We start from the raw sequence: 16,734 nt of genomic DNA, 5'->3' as shown, positions 1-16,734 counted from the left end.
CCCCGCAGGACGACGCCGAAGGGCCACCAATCCTTCATCTTCCGTGCAGCAGCACAGCGATACGGTCCTCTCCTACCTCACAGACCGCTCCTCTCCGTGCGCGTGGCGCAACAATGCCGTTTAGATAGCGATCTTGCTGGTAGCGTCGTTTGGTGATCTTGTCGGATGACACAGGCAGTTCGGGGCGGTTGACAAATCTGATTGCCGTCGGAGCGCTGACATCGCTGATCCCTCGCCAGGCCCTGGACGCGGCCATCGCCACGCACGGATGCCGGGAGCGTCGCGTTCGCAAACTCCCCGCGCATGTGGTCATCTACCTGCTGATCGCGTTGTGCCTCTACCCGGACGACGACTACGAGGAGGTCGCCGAGAAGCTGACGGGCATGCTGGCCCTGGTGCCGGGGGCGCGCTGGCAGGCGCCGACCCGTGGGGCGATCACCCAAGCCCGCCAGCGCCTGGGAACCGAGCCGGTCAAGGACGTGTTCCAGCAGATCGCCCGGCCTGCGGCAACCGAGTCGACGCCGGGCGCGTGGCTGCACGGCCTGCGGGTGATGGCGATCGACGGGTTCGTTCTGGATCTGCCCGACACCGAGGCCAACGTCGCCGAGTTCGGCCGCGACAGCGCAGGCGGTTATGAGACCGCGTTCCCGCAGGCCCGGGTGGTCGCCATCAGCGAGTGCGCCAGCCACGCCATCGTGGCCGCCGATGTGGCGGGCTGCTGGGCCGGCGAGCAGACTCTCGCCTTCTCCCTGTATCGGCGCTTGACCGCGGAGATGCTGCTCACCGCCGACCGCGGCTTCTACAGCTTCCCCGCCTGGAACGAGGCCCGCCGTGGTGGCGCGCATCTGCTGTGGCGGGTCCAGGCCGGGCTGCGCCCGTACTGGCTGCGTGACCTGGCCGACGGGTCCTGGCTCGCCGTCATCACCAAACCCGCCGGCCTGCGCCAGTCACAAAAGGACCGGCTGCGCGAGGCCGCCCGCCAGGGACGAGACCTCAACCCCGAGCACGCGGTGATCGTCCGGGTGGTCGACTACACCGTGCCCGACCGCAAGGGCGAGCACATCCGGCTGATCACCAGCATTCTCGACCCGGCCGAGGCCACGGCCGAAGAGTTGGCCCGTTGCTACCACGATCGCTGGGAGGCCGAAACCGGCATCGATCAGCTCAAGACGCACCTGCGAGGGCCGGGCCGGATCCTCCGCTCCCGCACCCCAGAGCTGGCCTACCAGGAAATCTGGGCCTACCTCTTGACCCACTGGGCGTTATGCACCCTGATCTGCACCGCCGCCACCACCGCCGGGATCGACCCCGACCGGATCAAGTTCCTGGGCACCGTCCGCATCGTGCGCCGCTCGGTCACCGACCGCGCGGCCTTTTCCCCCTGAGCCACCCGACGCCACCTGGAACCGGGCCCTCCATCACGTCGCGCACCGACGGAACACGAACCCACGCCGCCGCCACCGCTCCTACCCACGAGCCGTCAAACGCTCCCGAAAGAGCAGCTACCGCGAGCGACGCCCCTCCGACAAGGGCATCCGGTACGCAGGACCACCGACCGTCACGCTCTTGCCCGCACCATCGGCCACCCAGCGAAAACCATGATCAACTGCTATCTAAACGGCATTGGGCCACTCGACCCAGGGGCGCAGCAGTCTCACCAGTCGAGAACGCAACGGCCTTGGCCGAGGTCCCGACGGCGAGGGATTCCGGACGAATGCTGCGCGCAGGGCCGACTGATCGCATCCAGCGTTTCGGAATGCCTGATGCGAACAACGTGCTCGGTTATGAATCTTCCGGCACGGCCTCTTCTCGAGCGTTCTTCTCTACAACCGCGGTACGCGCAAGCGGAGAGTTCTCTTGGCCGCTCATGCGGGAATGCGGGAGTGTGACGGGATCAGGGCCAGCCGAGGGTGCGGTGGATCTCTGCTCACGCAGCAGGGCAGCGGCGACCGCAGCGGCAGTTTCGGCCTCCTGGCGTTGCTGCTGGGCCGTCTTTAGCGTGTTGGTGAGGTCGGCGAGTTGGTCACGCAGCCGCGCAGCCTCGCCGACGGCTGTGGTGGTGGCCTGTTCGGCGGCGGTGCGGGCCTGCTCGGCCACTGCGGCGGCGGTGACCGCCTGTTCGCGCCGCTGTTGTTCGTTGGCCAGCGCCTGGCGGAGCCGATCGGCCTCCTCGGCGTGCGCTGTGGCGGTGCCGCGGGCCTGGTCGTGTTCCTGCTCGGCTTTCCGGGTCCGGGCTTCCTGTTCCTTCAGCCGGCGACGGAGGTCGGCGAGCTCGTGCTGCTGGTCGCTGGCCTGCTGTTCCAACTCGGTGATGCGGGCGGTCGCGGTGGCGTGCAGTTCGGTGAGTTCGGCGGTTCGCTGGCGGGCGGCGTTACGGTCGTGCTCGGCTCGCCGCTGCTGGTCGGCGGCGTCGGCGGCGACCTGCGCGGCCTGGGCGCGTGCGTTCTGATGCTCGCCGACCTGTCGCCAGGCCTCCTGCTCACGCTCCTCGGCGCGGCTACGGGCGCCCTCGGCCTGGGCGCGCTCGTGCTCGGCCGTGGCGATCCGGGCTGCGGCGGTGTTGGCCGTGGTCGTGGCGCGTTGCTCGGCCGCCGCGGCGGCGGCGCGGGCTTCCTCGGCGGCCTGTTCGGCGGCCTCCACCTGGGCCAGCGCGCCGCTGTTCAGCTCGGCGAGCTGGGCGCGCAGCGCCTCCTGGGCGGCCTGCCATTGCTCGCCGGCGGCCAGCAGCGGGGCAAGGAGATCTTGGGTGCGCAGCAGCGCGTTCGCTACGGGGGCGGCATGCGCCGTGGTGCGCGCCCGGTAGGCGGCCGCCCGGCAGGCGTCGCTGCAGTACTTGGCGCGGCTGCTGCGCCCGGGCAGGGCCTTGGCACAACCAGGACCGGCACACCGCAGCTGCTCAGTCGTGCCGATCGTCCCGCTATCGACCTCGTCGTCACTTCCGGCCGGTACGCCCGCCGCCACAGTTTCCTGATCGTTCGCCACAGCAGCAGATTAGCGTTCGCAGCGTTCGATCGCAGGAGCTTCGTGCGTTCGCGAACGCTCGTGCTGCGTAGGCTGACCCGTGATAACCTTCCTTATCGCGGGTCAGAGATGATCGCGCGGGTGCTCGCAGAAAGGGGACAAAGCGGACATGGGTGAGAGCGGGCCACTGCCGGCGGCGGGGGAGCACCCGCTGATTTCCGGGACCCCAGAAAATGGCGGCGGGCACACCGCCGCCGACCACGCGCTCAGCGCCGACACCCGGCGCCTCATCGCCGACGGGGTGCCCGCCAACACCCGCCGCGCCTACGCCCGCCAATGGGCCGCCTTCGCCGACTGGTGCACGGCCCAGGGCCGCCTCACGCTGCCCGCCACCGGCGCCACCCTGGCCGAATACACCGCAGCGCTGTGCACGGCCGGGCAGGCCCCGGCCAGCATCGAGCAGGCCCTGGCCGCCGTGCGCACCATGCACCGGCTGTCCGGCCACCCCGGCCAGCCCGCCACCGAGGCCGCCCGGCTCGCGCTGCGCGCCTACAAGCGCCGGCGCGCCGAGAACGGCGGCCGCGGCCAGCGCGAGGCCCCGCCCATCACCATCGACGCGCTGCGCGCCATGGTCGCCGCCTGCGACCTGGCCACCCCGATCGGGCGCCGTGACCGCCTGCTGCTCGTGCTCGGCCTGGCCCTGATGGGCCGCCGCAGCGAGCTCGTCGCCCTCACCCGCGACGACGTGCGGGAGGTCGCCGACGGCCTGGAGGTGACCATCCGCACCTCCAAGACCGACAAGGACTCGGCCGGCGAGACCATCGCCATCCCCCGCGGCAGCCACCCGCTCACCGATCCCGTCGCCGCCTGGCGCGACTGGCTCCACGTCCTCGACCAGGCCGGGCACACCACCGGACGGCTGCTGCGCCGCATTAACCGGCACGGCACCGTCGGGCCCTCGCTCGGCGCCGACGCGGTCAACGTCATCGTCCGCGACCTGGCCGTCCGCGCGAACGTGCCCTCCGCGCACACCGTCACCGCGCACAGCCTGCGCGCCGGCGGCGCCACCGTGGCCTACGCCGCCGGCGTCCCGGTCGCCGTCATCGCCAAGCACGGCCGCTGGGCCCCCGCCTCACCCGTCGTGCTGCGCTACATCCGGGCCGTGGACCGCTGGCGCGACAACGCGATGCGCAACGTGGGTCTCTGACCCGATCCGATCCGCCTCGTGCAGCCCGGCCCGTGCCCCGGCGTGCTGTCCCGCATGTCCGCCGCGCCGGGCGCAGGTCAACCGCCCGGGGCATGCTCATCCTGCAACGCGCTCATCCTGTCTCCGCCCGACGAAGGCGTCCGCTCGACCAGGCCGCCCCCGAACGGGGAATCTCCCGACCGGGCGTTAACCTGCCTTCGCGCGAACCGATCGGAGAGGAGGCCAAAGTAGTGATCATCGCACCGGAGCCGAGGCCGGCCAGGACACTGCCGACGATCCGCGAGGCTCTGTCTCATCCGCGCGATCGGAAGGGCTTCGACGCCGGGCTGCCGGTGGTCGTTGAGCAGGCCCGAGCCGCGGGCGAGTGGCGCGGGGTCGAGGAATTCACCCAGACCTGGTGGATCATCGCGTGCGTCAGCATGCAGGACCCCGAGCACCGGCAGCGGGCGTGGGACACGGTCGACGACATCCAATGCAAGATCGAGCGCGGCGAGGAGATCCCCGGCGTCCCGCTGGAGGCGGTGCTCGCTAGGCGGGCCGCCCGACGGGAGACGCCCGCGCCGGAGGGCGAACGCTCATGATCCCTCAGGCGCCGGAGCGGGCGGCCGCCTTCGAGCATGTCGTGATAACGCAAGGGCCCCGCCTTCAGGCGGGGCCCGCACCTACCCACCGAAGCGGGTAGGGGAATCGCTGTGAACGGTACCAGCGAGTTGGCAGGGCCAGTCAAGCCACTTGGCGTTACCTTGCGATCACTTTCCGCACGGAGTAGGAGGCCTTCGCCACGAATGGTCTGTGCGCGCCGAGGGCGCCGTGGTGCCGTCGGCCGGTCGGCAGCGCGGACAGTGCCATCTTCCGATCTTCAGGAGGCGATAAGGGCGGGGGACATCGGTGACCAAAGACACGGACAGCACATGACGAATCCGCTGTTCGGACGCTGGTTGGTCACCAAGCTGTCCTCGGGATGGTCATCACCTGTCCTCCGCCTGAAACGCCACAGTTCGCCCACGCGCGAACAGAGGAGCTGTAGGAAGAGCGCAAGATTCAGACGATCGAGCAAGCCGTACGCCGTCGCACCACACCTCTGACACTCAGGCCAGCCTTGGCGATCAGCATCGGACAAGTCCGCAGGTCAGGGCGTCGCATCTGCCTCATAGCGACAAGCGGAGAGGCCCTCAAATCTTGCCGACCAGCAATGCGATCCACGCCGAAGAGGCGGGGAGACACGAAGCGCGTCGCGCTTTCCCTCTGGCCGCAGTGCATCATATAAAGAAAAGAAGCCATATTTGCATCCGCTTAAAATTCGTCTATTGCAAATAGCACTTCGGCAGTGCGTCGCCAATGGCATGGTATTCATGTCAAGCGTGCAGAAGATGGGGCAATTTACGCACACGGGAGGCGTGTCGGAGTGACAAGAGGTGACCAATTGAGTGACAGGTGATGACGAACCCGCTGGACAGTTAGGTGACAAGTCTCAGTAGGCATCTCCTTGCGCTTGAGTCACGACTGCATGCCCTAGCGTGCCCGCTCAACTTGTGGGAATTCTGCCTTCTCGCAAGTTGCCCACGATCACAGACGGCGGTGGAGATCCGAATTTCTGATTTGCGTTTTCTGGAAAATAAAAAATGCTACGCTGTCGCCGTGACAGAAGAGGCCAGCGTGGTGACGCCTTGTAAGCACTGCGGTGCGCCGATCGAGCAGCGGCGGGGGAGGGGCCGCCCCAGGGCGTACTGTCCGGAGAAGGACTGTCAGGCCGTCGCCAAGCGCGAACGTGAATTGCGGCGGGCCACACCAGGGCTCGAAGGCGCGCTGGCCAGGGCAGAGCAGCTGTACGACCGGATGGAAAGCGGGCTGGCGTCGGCCATCGAGCCGTTGGCGCGGGCGCTGGCCGACGAGCTGAGCCCAGCCGGGGTCGAGGCGAAACTGAGCGCGGTGCAGGCGGAGGCGCACACGCGGGTGGCGATCGCGCGCACGGAGCGTGAGCAGGCGTTCGAGCAGGTACGCCTGGCCCGTGAGGCCACCGAGCACGCTCGCCGGCAGACAGCTGACATGCGGTCGCGGCTGGAGGGGGCGGAGCACGAGCGCGACACCGCGCTGGCCGACGCCGAACGGGCCCGCGAGCAGGCACTGGCGGCGTTGCGCGAGGCGGCCAGCACCGAAAGGCAGGCGCTGCAGTCGGCGGAGGAGGCGCAGCGGCGCGCTGAGGCGGCCGAGCGGCAGGCCGCGGAGGCGGCTCACCAGATGGAGGTGGCCGAGGAGGCGAGGGATCAGGCAGTACGGGAGCTCGCGGAGCGGGTGGAACTTGCCGAAGGGCAGATCGCTGAGGCTCGGGCGCAGGCCGTACGCGCTGAGCAGGCCGCCGGCCAGGCACGGGCGGAACGTGACCGCGCGCGGGAAGAGACGGCGGCGGCCGTGCGGGCACGGGAGCAGGCCGAACGTGAGGCGGTCGGCGCGAGGGCCCGGGAGGAGGCGGCGGCGCAGGAACGCGGCCGGGCCGTGGAGCGGGCCGTCAGAGCGGAACGGGCCGCAGCCGCGGCCGAGCGGGACCGGGCGGTCGCGCTCCAGGAGGCGGCGCAGGCCGCCGGTGAGGTGGAGCGGCTGACCGCCAAGACGGCGGGGATCGAGGAGGAGTCGGCGGCGGCGCTGTCGCGGGAGCGCAAGCTGGTCTCGCGGGAGAAGTCGCGGGCCGACGCGGCGGTCAAGGAGCGCGACCGCCTGCGGGGAGAGCTGCGGCTGGAGCGGGTACGGCTGGAGGACGTGCGGGCCGAGCTGGAGGCAGCGCGGGCGGAGGCGGCGCAGCTGCGGGAACGCGCGGTGGCGGCCGAGCTGCGGTCGGGCTGAAGGCGGGTCGCCGGGCCCGAGCCTTAGGGGTTTTGGGATTGGCACCAACGAACGGTTTCGGACGGTAAGGGCCTCCCCGCAGGCTCCGCTTGTGATCGCGATCCGCCGGGCGGGGTCAACGAAGCCACGACGGGTCGTACGTGAACGGCGGCACCGAGGGTTCAACCCTGGCCATGGACGACGGCCGGCATCGACGTGGTGCTGCCCGGTCCCGGGCACTTACCCCGGCTCGGGGGCCGGCGCGAACCACGCCGTACGGGCGGACTGAACGACAAGGAAGGCTGCCATGCGGATTCTCGTCTCCGGCGCCGGCGCCGGCGCCGGAGACGGCGCCGCCGGTCCGGGTTCGCCGACGCCGTGGCCACGTCCGCCACGGCCGAGAATGCCGACAGTGAAGCGGGGTATGACGAGCATTCGAACGAAAAGTCCCGTTAGCGGGCGGCCCCAGCTAACTATTTGATCTTCCGCTCGTCCTGCTTGCCGGGCCTGCCCTACGGCCCGGGACTCCTACAGGTACGGCGAGGGGCAGAGTAGCGGTGAGTTATCTTGCGGGTTCATCGCGTAGTGGTTGCAAGTAGATCAAACCGACGTGGAGCGTCCTGGCTTCCCTTGATCGTGATCTCCGTCTGTTCGGAGAGTTCATGGTCTGGGAGGGGCTGCGGTGCGTGCGAAGTGGGAGCCCGATGAGCTGATCGGCTCATGGACGCTGGTCGAGGGCGACTGGAAGCTGATCAAGAACAAGTCGGGGGCGACGCGGCTGGGGTTCGCGTTGATGCTGAAGTTTTACGAGATCGAGGGCCGGTTCCCGGCCTATCCAGAAGAGGTCCCGCAGGTAGCGATCGTCTATGTCGCGTCGCTGGTGAAGGTGGATCCGGGGCTGTTCGGCAAGTACTCCTGGGCCAGCCGGACGATCAAGGACCATCGCAAGCAGATCCGGACGGCTTCGGGACGCGGCCGCCGACCGAGGAGGACGAGGAGCGGTGGGCGCAGTGGATGGCCGACGAGCTGTGTTCGACGGAGACGAACCGGGACCGGCTGGCTGAGGCGCTGCGGCGCCGGTGCCGCAGCGAAAATGTGGAGCCGCCGACGCCGGGCCAGGTAGAGCGGGTGGTGGCCTCGGCGGTGAGCCGGTTCGAGGACGCGTTCGCCCGCGGAGTGCAGGCCAGGTTGGGGCCGATGGTGTGCGGCCGGCTTCAGGACCTGCTGGGCAGGCAGCAGGTGCTGGCGGAGCTGAAGGCCGACCCTGGCCCGCTGGGTCTGGAGACGCTGCTGAAGGAGATCGGCAAGCTGAAGACCGTCCGGTCTCTGGGCTTGGACGAGACCGTGTTCGCTGAGGTGTCGGACCTGATCGTGGCGGCCTGGCGGGCGCGGGCGATGCGCATGTACCCCTCGGACTTCGAGTCCGCGCCGGAGCCGATCCGGTACACGCTGCTGGCGGCGTTGTGCTGGACGCGTCAGGCCGAACTGGTCGACGGCCTGGTGGAGTTGCTGGTCGGCCTGATCCATAAGATCAATGCTCGGGCGGAGCGGAAGGTGGAGAAGGAGCTGATCGGGGAACTGACCGCGGTGAAGGGCAAGCGCGGGATCTTTTCCAAGATGGTGAACGCTGCGATCGCCCGCCCCGACGACACGATCCGCGAGGCGGTGTTCCCGGTGGTGCCGGGCGGGGAGAAGACGCTGCGGGCGTTGGCGAAGGAGCTGATGGCCACCCAGCAGGCCGTGGCCGAGCGGGTCCGGTACAGCCTGCGCGGCTCCTACTCTTACTACTACCGGCGGATGCTGGCGCCGCTGCTGGAGGCGCTGGAGTTCCGGTGCAACAACGCCGCCTACCGGCCGGTGATGGATGCGATCGACCTGCTCGGTCGATACGCCGAGGTGGACTCAGACCAGAAGTTCTACGCCGCCGGCGAGACCGTCCCCATCCAGGGCGTGGTGCAGCAGGCATGGCAAGACGCCGTGGTCGACGGCGAGAGCGGTCTGGTGGAACGGATCCCGTATGAGCTGTGCGTGCTGATCGCGCTGCGCGAGGCGCTGCGGCGCCGGGAGATCTATGTGCAGGGCGCGGGCCGGTGGCGTGACCCGGATGAGGATCTGCCGGGCGGCTTCGAGGCCAACCGGGACGTCCACTACTTCGCCCTGTCCAAGCCGATGGACGCCGCCGAGTTCGTCGCCGACCTCAAGCAGCGTCTGACTGGCTCCCTGGACCGCCTCAACACCGGCCTGGCCGAGGGCCGCACCGGCGGCGTGAAGATCGTCACCCGCAACGGCAAGCCGTGGGTGTCGGTGCCCAAGCTCGACAAGCTGCCCGAGCCGCGTAACCTGTCCGCGCTCAAGGCCGAGGTGCAGGGCCGGTGGGCACCATCGACCTGCTGGACATCTCGAAGAACGCCGCGTTCGTCACCGACTTCTGCGACCTGTTCGCCTCGGTCGCCACCCGCGAGCAGCTCAGCAAGACCACGCTCCAGCGCCGTCTGCTGCTGGTGCTGTTCGCGCTGGGCACCAACATGGGGATCCGGCAGATGGCCGCGACCGGCGAGCACGGCCATTCCGAGGCCGAGCTGCGGCACGTCCGCCAGACCTACATCACCCGCGAGAACCTGCGGGCGGCGATCGTGGCGGTCGTGAACTCCACCCTGGAGGCCCGCGACCCCCGGTGGTGGGGGACAGCGACGTCGACGGCGTCGGACTCCAATCGGTTCGCCTCCTGGGACTCTAACCTGATGACCGAGTTCCACGCCCGCTACGGCGGCTATGGAGTGATGATCTACTGGCACGTCGACAAGGGCCGGCTGTGCGTCTACTCCCAGCTCAAGTCGTGTTCCTCCTCCGAGGTCGCGGCGATGATTGAAGGGCTGCTGCGGCACGGCACCGACGCCGACATCGAGGCCAACTACACCGACACCCACGGCGCGTCCCTGGTCGGGTTCGCCTTCACCGAGCTCTTGGGCTTCAAGCTCCTGCCCCGGCTGAAGAACATCGGCGCGATCCAGTTGTACGCGCCCTCAGCCAACCAGGCACCCTGGCCCAAGCTGGAGAAGGTCCTGAAGAAACGCCCCATCGACTGGGATCTCATCGCCCGCAACTACGATCAGATGATCAAATACGCGACCGCACTCCGGCTACGCACCAACGAGACCGAACAGGTGCTGCGCCGATTCATGAAGGGCAGCGGCGGCCCCAAGCAGCCCGTCTACTTTGCCCTGGAAGAACTCGGCCGCGTCGTGCGCACCATCTTCGCTTGCGATTACCTCGCCGACGAAGGCCTCCGCCGAGAGATCAACAGCGGCCTGCAGGTCGTCGAGAACTGGAACGGCGCCAACGACAAGATCTTCTACGGGCGCGAAGGAGCCATCACCGGAGCCGACCGCGAACACGCGGAAGTCTCCATGCTCGCCCTCCACCTGCTCCAGTCCTCGCTGGTGTTCATCAACACCCAGCTCCTGCAAGCTGTCCTACGAGATTCGGCCTGGGCGACCAAGCTCACCGACGAAGACCGGCGCGCCCTATCGCCGCTGTTCTGGGCCCACGTCAACCCCTACGGCCGGTTCCGCCTCGACATGGACAGCCGTCTCGATCTCAGGGTCAGCGCGTAGCGATTGCCAGGGAGCCGCATGGAAGGGTGGTGATGTTGTTGACCTTCCCCTTGGGTGAAGCCCCAGCATCGTTGACACCGGTCGTCGTGGCCGGAACGAGGAGGAGTGGTGCGGGAACTGCTGACGATCGGAGCGTTCGCTCGGGCAGCTCGGCTGTCGCCGAAGGCCCTGCGGCTCTACGACGAACTCGGGCTCCTGCTGCCGGCCGCCGTGGATGGCGATTCGGGATACCGGTTCTACGATCCGGAGCAGTTGGAGCGAGCCCGGTTGATCGCCTGGCTGCGGCGTCTGGGCCTGCCCTTGACCCGTATCCGGCGTGTGTGTGATCTACCTGCGGAGACCGCGGCCGAGGAGATCGCTGGCTACTGGGAGCAGTTCCTGGCCGAGACCGCCGCTCGCGGCCAGTTGGCAACCTTCCTCGTCGACTACCTGACGGGAAGAGGCAGCTCTGTGGACGATTCCGCGACCATGCTCGGGATCCGTTACGTCGCCCGCTCGGAGTCAGGACTGGTGCGGACGAGCAACGAGGACACCGCCTATGCGGGCCCCCGCTTGCTGGCGGTGGCCGACGGCGTCCGTGGCGGAGCCGGAGACCTCGCGAGCGCGACCGCCGTCGAGGCGCTCAAACCGCTGGCGGCTCTCGCCATGCCCGCCGAAGACCTTCTCGGCGCGCTGGCTGACGCGGTCGACGATGCCAACGCGGAGATCGGGACGATCGCCGCAGCATCATCGGATGGCGAGGCCGTCACCACCTTGACCGCACTGCTGTGGTCCGGCTCCCATCTGGCGCTAGTGCACATCGGCGACACCCGCGCCTACCGCCTGCGAGACGGTGAGCTCTCCCAGATCACCCATGACCACACCTTCGTCCAGTCCCTGATCGACGAAGGACGACTGACCCCCGATGAAGCGGCCTCACACCCGCAGCGCTCACTGCTGGTGCGAGCACTGACCGGCACAGGCGGGACGCATCCGGACCTGTCACTTCACCGGGCCGCTGCCGGTGACCGCTACCTCTTGTGCTCCGATGGGTTGTCGGCCGTCGTCTCGGCCGCGTCCCTGCAGAAGGTGCTGGCCGAGGAGGACGGTCCGCAGCAGGCACTCGACGAATTGATCGCGCAAGCGTACGCCGCAGGTGCTCCCGACAACATCGCCGGTGTCGTCGCCGACGTCGTACCGCTGGACGCTGCGGATGCCGTCCGGAACGTTCCCAGCCGGTGATGCGCGCCCCTAGGCTCAAGGCAGGGCGCGGCATCATCGTCGATCGCCGGCCGCTGAGGGTTGACGCATTTCGGCGGTTGTGGGTGGCGTCAGTGGTGTGCGCGGTGGGCGGGTCGTTCAGCCTGGCCGCGATCCCGACGCAGTTGTTCACCATGACCGGGTCATCGGCGGCCGTGGGTGCCTCGGCCGTCGTGTCGTTCGTCGCGCTGGTGGTGGCGGCTCTGTGGACAGGTGCTCTCGCCGACGTCAGAGACCGGCGAACGATACTCCTGGCCGCGCACTGCGGCCTAACGTTGACCTACGCGGCCTTGTGGACTCAGTCTGTGCTGGACGCCCGATCCGTCCCGATCCTGATGATGCTGGTGGCTTGCCAGGGACTGACCTTCGGATCGATCATGACGACGATGGGTGCCGTGGTGCCCCGCCTCGTCCCGGTCGAACTGCTCCCAGCGGCCAACAGCCTCAGCTCGCTGGTCCGCTACGCCGGGTCGATTTTGGGCCCCGTGCTCGCCGGCCTTCTGATCCCGCTCGTCGGGCTCGGCACCCTGTACCTGTTCGACGCGCTCGCGCTGCTGGCCGTCGTGTGGGCCGTCGCCAAGTTGCCCCGCTTGGAGCCACCCCGAGCATCGAACGTTCCGGCCGAACCGCACCGCGGGGATCATCCGACCATCGCTCAGATCCTGGCTGGGTTCCGGTACCTGGCCGCCAGCCGACTGCTCGTGGCAGTGCTGGCGGTCGACCTCTCGGCGATGGTCTTCGGCATGCCGATCGCACTTTTCCCCGAACTGGCCCAGCGCACCTACGGCGGCCCGGCTGGCGGCGGTCCGGCACTGGGACTGCTCTACGCCGCCTACCCAGCCGGGGTATTCGCGGTCGGTCTCCTATCGGGCACCTTCACCCGCACCCGCCGCCATGGCGCTCTCATGGCGGCAGCCGCTGCCGCGTGGGGCATCACTGTGGTCGCACTCGGCTTGGCGGCACATCTGTGGATCGCGCTGATAGCACTCGTCCTCGGCGGAGCCGTGAACTTCGTGCTCAGCACCTTCCGCAACGCCATCTCCCAAGCCCTTACCGACGACGCCATGCGCGGCCGGATCCAAGGAGCGCTCACCGTTGTCCTCATCGGTGGACCGCAGCTCGCGAACTTGCTGCACGGGACCACTGCGTCGCTCCTCGGGCCCCGAACAGTGATTTGCATCGGAGGTCTACTGACTACCATGGCCGTCGCCGCGATTGCATGGCGAGTTCCCGAGCTGCGTTCCTACACGATGTCCATCCCCGAACCACGTCGTGACCCAGATCGCTCAGCGTGATCCGCGTTGGCCTCGCTCCAGCTGGAACGCGATCGTTGTTCCGTTAAGGGATCCCTCAACGGAACACCACCCGGGCCGGATGGACACCCAGGTCGGGGTGTTCCGTATAGGTGTTCCGCGAACTGTTCCGGTGAAGGCCCCCTATCCGGAACACTTGAACACGTGAACGGGACCCGGGTCGGCTACGCGCGCTGCTCCACCGACGAACAAGACGTCATCGTCCAGACCGAGCAGCTCCTGGCGCTCGGCGTGCCGCAAGACCGGATCTACATCGACCGCGGGTTCTCCGGCACCACCCGCCGCAACCGCGCCGGACTCGACCAGGCCCTCGCCGCCGTCTGGGACGGCACGGTGTTCACCGTCACCAAGTTCGACCGGTTCGCCCGCAACATGGCCGAAGCCAACGACCTGCTCACCGACCTGTCCGGCCGCGGCGTCCACTTCGGCCTCGGCGCATCCGTCTACGACTGGAGCGACCCCTTCGGTCGGCTCTTCCTGCAGACCCTCGCGATGGTCGCGGAATTCGAAGCCAACATCGGGCACCAGCGCACCCGTGAAGGCATGGCCCTGGCCAAGAAGAACGGCAGGGGTTGTCCGGGCCGCTGATGATGCGGTGGATGGTGGAGCGTCCGACGCTGTACTCGGTGGCCAGGTCGGCGAGGGAGACCTCGCCTTCGGCGTAGCGGCGGCTGATGGAGCGGCGGGCGGATTCGGGGAGTTTGGGCTGCTTGCCCTTGAGCTTAGGTAGAACGCAGGATCACCACCTACTCTGCCCCTCGCCGTAGCTATAGGAGTTCCGGGCCTCTACCTTCGGCGTCTATGCCGGTTGAGTTCTTGAGTGATGGCGAGGCGGCCGCTTCTCGGGTGCTCCGCCGCAGGCGGAGCTGGAGCGGTTCTTTCACCTGGACGACGCGGATCGGGCGCTGATCGCCGAACGGCGTGGGACACCCGCCCGCCTCGGCTTCGCCCTCCAGCTAACGACAGCCCGCTACGTCGGGCGCTTTCTGACCGACCCGCTGGACGTGCCCGACGAGGTGCTGGCGTACCTCGGGCCCTCCCGTCAGCTCGCCACGTTGCTGGCCACGGTGATCTATCTGGAGGGCAAGGCGGTCGACGACTGTCTGGAGATGCTGGATGTGCTGGTCACCACCGAACTGGTCGGCAAGGCCGAGACCGCCACTGACAAGGAGCGGGTACGCCAGCATCCGAAATTGGCCAAGCACTCGGCCACGCTGGCCGCGGCGGTGGAGACCCTGCTGGAGGTCACCGAGTACGGCGAGGAACTCCGGTTGGATCAGGTGTGGGAGGCGATCGACGCGATCGTGCCCCGGCGGGAGTTGCGGGAGGCGGTCGCGGCGGTGACCGAGATGGTGCCGCCGCCCGACGCCGATGCCGACGGTGAGATGCGGGCGCTGCTGGCCACGCGGATCGCCACCGTGTCGGGGTTCCTCAAGACGCTGACCACGGCGATCGAATTCGGCGCCAACGCTGAAGGCGCGCGGGCGCCGCCCCGCCGCCCTGGACCAGGACAAGGCCGCCACCATCGTCGAGGAGTACCGTCACGGTGCTGCCGTCAAGGCCCTGGCCCGACGTCACCAGGTCGCTCCCAAGGCCATCCGCCGCATCCTGGACGCCGCCAGCGCCCGCAACCTGCCCGACCAGCTTGACGCGCCGCCGAGCGACACCGGCGAGCAGCATCGCGTGCCCGCGCTGGCCCGGACGCGACCCTCGATCTGCCTGGACTGCTCGCCGATCACCTGCGTACCACTCGGATGCTCGTCATGCCCGTGGCGTACTTCATCGCGCGTCCCCGGTGGGCAGATAGAACGCGGTGGTGGCCTCGACCGCGGCCGCGACGTGGCGCGGTTCGCCGCCGCCGGCCAGGTGAGCCTCGCCCCAGGTGGCGGCGCTGCGCCGGCTGAACTCGCGTCCGGCGGGCGATGCCCTGAACTCCTCGTGGTCAAGAACCTCGCCGTCGCCCAGGAAGCTGGCGAGGGTGAGGAGATGCAGGTCCCAGCCGACGCCGCCGGCACCGGGACCGTAGGTCGGAAACATGGGCTCTCCGACGGCCGCAGCGTGGACCAGTTCGAACTCGGTGTCCCCGGCCGAGCCAGGAGACAGGCGCACCTCGACCTCGCTCGTGCCTGGCCACTCGTCCGCGCCGGGCCCGAACATCCAGGACACCCGCAGCAAGCGCGGCGGCTCGCACCGGAGGATCTCGCCATGCTCGCCGCCGTCCAGCTCGAATGCCCCGCCGAGGCGCAGGTCGCCGGTGACCGGCTTCATCCAGCGACTCAGTCGCTCGGGGTTGGTGATGGCGTCCCACACGTCATCGAGGTGCGCGTCGTAGCGACGCCTCAGCTCCATCGTGTAGGCCTCACCGGCGGGCAGGGTCGCCGTGCCCATCTTCCGGCGGGTCGCGGACAGTTCGTCGAGTACATCCTTCATCGTCATGCTCCGTTCGTAGGGAACCTCTCGTGCCTACGCTTCTTCGTTGGCCTGCCGGGCTCGTCGTTGGCGGATTTCCGGGTAATACGCCTGCCGCGGGCGAGCTCGGTCTCCAGTACGTCGAGTCGCTGGTCCCAGAACCTGCGGAACCGGTCCACCCACGCGTCAACCTCGCTCAACGGCCCGGCCTCCACGGCGTAGAACCGACGAGCCCTCTCAGCCCCGACCGACGCGAACCCGTTCTCACGCAGCACGCGCAGATGCTGGGAGACAGCCGGCTGGGAGAGGGCGAACTCCGCCCGGATGATCTCCGTGATTACCCCGGAGGTCTGCTCACCGTCGGCGAGCAGCTCCAGAATGCGTCGGCGCACGGGGTCACCGAGCATGTCGAAGGCGTGCACGACAGCGACTATACCGGCCTTTGCTTATATAATAAAACGCTGATTCTTAGCGTCGCGCTGGTCTGCCGGCACAGCCTCGACCGCACCGGCGTCGCCTATGAGGCGCGGTCGGTGGCGGTGCCGTTCGGCCTTTGCACCGAGCCGGCCAACGTCCGTGCAGGTGGGAAGGCCTGCGTGATCCGCTTCCAGTGCGCCGCCTGGACCTTCTTCGCCCCCGACCCCTCACACCTGCCGGTCCATGCAAGAACAGATCGCGGCGATGCGGGAAGACCGGGAGACGGCGATCGCGATGGAGGTCGACGCGTTCGTGATCCGCAACTTCGACGACAACATCGAAGCGATGGAGAAGATCGCCGGCATCGCCCGGGACAAGGAGAGCGCGTGAGCCGGCCCTCACCCACCTCTGGGCCCTCCTCGGGCCGCACGTCGGGCGAGTGCTGCGGGCCTTGCGGCACAAGGACAGCACGGTCAAACGCGGCAAGGTGAATGGCCGCGCTGGAGGTTCCTGGACGACGGAGTACTACTCGCTGACCGTGAGGCAGCTGCGGGCGGCCGGCCGGGACGTGTCGGACGAGCTGCTGACCCACATCTCCCCGGCGCACAGCGAGAACGTCAACTTCTTCGGCGTGATCACCGTGGACGTCGAGGCGGAGCTGGCCAAGCTCGACACCGGTGGCTGGCGGCCACTGCGGCCCGCGCAACTGCACGAGCTGGGGCTGACGATCTGATACGCCATGTGCCGCGTCCCATGA

Annotated in this window: 15 protein-coding genes and 1 pseudogene; 13 read left to right on the top strand and 3 right to left on the bottom strand. The window is 68.6% G+C overall.

The features are described from left to right. The first annotated feature begins 152 nt into the window (after positions 1-152). Complete coding sequence (locus tag GUY59_RS27710; protein ID WP_252375039.1) at positions 153-1,385, top strand: IS4 family transposase; 1,233 nt, start codon at positions 153-155, stop codon at positions 1,383-1,385. A gap of 397 nt (positions 1,386-1,782) precedes the next feature. On the opposite strand, the gene GUY59_RS27705 is transcribed toward GUY59_RS27710, so the two are convergent. After that, complete coding sequence (locus GUY59_RS27705) at positions 1,783-2,982, bottom strand: hypothetical protein (RefSeq protein WP_138202570.1); 1,200 nt, start codon at positions 2,980-2,982, stop codon at positions 1,783-1,785. 148 nt (positions 2,983-3,130) lie between these two features. On the opposite strand from GUY59_RS27705, the gene GUY59_RS27700 reads away from it, so the two are divergent. The 10 genes and pseudogenes from GUY59_RS27700 (at position 3,131) to GUY59_RS47650 (ending at position 14,800) form a co-directional block, all read left to right on the top strand. Next, entirely contained in the window at positions 3,131-4,168 is a 1,038-nt protein-coding gene (locus GUY59_RS27700; protein ID WP_138202571.1) for a tyrosine-type recombinase/integrase, read from the top strand. Between the two features lie 230 nt (positions 4,169-4,398). Beyond that, entirely contained in the window at positions 4,399-4,749 is a 351-nt protein-coding gene (locus GUY59_RS27695) for a DUF6247 family protein (protein WP_138202572.1), read from the top strand. Positions 4,750-5,806: 1,057 nt separating this feature from the next. Next, positions 5,807-7,006: a hypothetical protein gene (locus tag GUY59_RS27690; RefSeq protein WP_138202573.1), complete on the top strand. Its 1,200-nt coding sequence runs from the start codon at positions 5,807-5,809 to the stop codon at positions 7,004-7,006. A 661-nt stretch (positions 7,007-7,667) separates the two neighbouring features. Further along, positions 7,668-8,108, top strand: a complete 441-nt coding sequence (locus GUY59_RS49025) for a DUF4158 domain-containing protein (RefSeq protein ID WP_252375040.1) — start codon at positions 7,668-7,670, stop codon at positions 8,106-8,108. Positions 8,109-9,357: 1,249 nt separating this feature from the next. Beyond that, on the top strand, positions 9,358-10,599 hold the full coding sequence (locus GUY59_RS49020; protein ID WP_252375041.1) for a transposase: 1,242 nt from the start codon (positions 9,358-9,360) through the stop codon (positions 10,597-10,599). A 108-nt stretch (positions 10,600-10,707) separates the two neighbouring features. Continuing rightward, positions 10,708-11,820, top strand: coding sequence for a MerR family transcriptional regulator (locus GUY59_RS27680; protein ID WP_201761404.1), 1,113 nt, complete (start codon positions 10,708-10,710; stop codon positions 11,818-11,820). Then, positions 11,820-13,133 carry an MFS transporter gene (locus tag GUY59_RS27675; RefSeq protein WP_138202616.1) on the top strand — a complete coding sequence of 438 codons (1,314 nt, stop codon included), beginning with the start codon at positions 11,820-11,822 and terminating at the stop codon, positions 13,131-13,133. The genes GUY59_RS27680 and GUY59_RS27675 overlap by 1 nt, the downstream gene beginning before the upstream one ends. A gap of 162 nt (positions 13,134-13,295) precedes the next feature. Then, positions 13,296-13,739, top strand: coding sequence for a recombinase family protein (locus tag GUY59_RS27670; RefSeq protein WP_252375043.1), 444 nt, complete (start codon positions 13,296-13,298; stop codon positions 13,737-13,739). Positions 13,740-14,017: 278 nt separating this feature from the next. Then, positions 14,018-14,146: pseudogene (locus tag GUY59_RS49015) on the top strand (DUF4158 domain-containing protein); the annotation flags it as partial. Between the two features lie 9 nt (positions 14,147-14,155). After that, positions 14,156-14,800 carry a hypothetical protein gene (locus GUY59_RS47650; RefSeq protein WP_138202577.1) on the top strand — a complete coding sequence of 215 codons (645 nt, stop codon included), beginning with the start codon at positions 14,156-14,158 and terminating at the stop codon, positions 14,798-14,800. 130 nt (positions 14,801-14,930) lie between these two features. Here the strand turns inward: GUY59_RS47650 and GUY59_RS27660 are convergent, their stop codons facing one another. Together GUY59_RS27660 and GUY59_RS27655 are read right to left on the bottom strand one after the other, a co-directional pair. After that, positions 14,931-15,581, bottom strand: coding sequence for an SRPBCC domain-containing protein (locus GUY59_RS27660; RefSeq protein ID WP_236667554.1), 651 nt, complete (start codon positions 15,579-15,581; stop codon positions 14,931-14,933). A 2-nt stretch (positions 15,582-15,583) separates the two neighbouring features. Further along, on the bottom strand, positions 15,584-15,982 hold the full coding sequence (locus GUY59_RS27655; protein ID WP_138202581.1) for an ArsR/SmtB family transcription factor: 399 nt from the start codon (positions 15,980-15,982) through the stop codon (positions 15,584-15,586). Between the two features lie 238 nt (positions 15,983-16,220). Here GUY59_RS27655 and GUY59_RS27650 point away from each other — a divergent pair, with 238 nt between their 5' ends. Together GUY59_RS27650 and GUY59_RS27645 are read left to right on the top strand one after the other, a co-directional pair. Next, positions 16,221-16,367, top strand: coding sequence for a hypothetical protein (locus GUY59_RS27650; RefSeq protein ID WP_161714732.1), 147 nt, complete (start codon positions 16,221-16,223; stop codon positions 16,365-16,367). Between the two features lie 49 nt (positions 16,368-16,416). Continuing rightward, the gene (locus GUY59_RS27645) at positions 16,417-16,710 is read left to right on the top strand and encodes a Tn3 family transposase (protein ID WP_138202583.1); all 294 of its coding nucleotides are present in this window, start codon (positions 16,417-16,419) and stop codon (positions 16,708-16,710) included. Positions 16,711-16,734 lie beyond the last annotated feature (24 nt).

The sequence above is a fragment of the Nonomuraea sp. K271 genome, assembly GCF_009908215.1.
GTDB lineage: Bacteria > Actinomycetota > Actinomycetes > Streptosporangiales > Streptosporangiaceae > Nonomuraea > Nonomuraea longispora.
This window is presented reverse-complemented; position numbering and strand designations above follow the sequence as displayed.

Bases quoted from the DNA above. Each gene is read 5' to 3' on its own strand.
- GUY59_RS27660 (WP_236667554.1), bottom strand. From the start codon at position 15,581: ATGAAGGATGTACTCGACGAACTGTCCGCGACCCGCCGGAAGATGGGC.
- GUY59_RS27700 (WP_138202571.1), top strand. From the start codon at position 3,131: ATGGGTGAGAGCGGGCCACTGCCGGCGGCGGGGGAGCACCCGCTGATT.
- GUY59_RS27650 (WP_161714732.1), top strand. From the start codon at position 16,221: ATGCAAGAACAGATCGCGGCGATGCGGGAAGACCGGGAGACGGCGATC.
- GUY59_RS27675 (WP_138202616.1), top strand. From the start codon at position 11,820: ATGCGCGCCCCTAGGCTCAAGGCAGGGCGCGGCATCATCGTCGATCGC.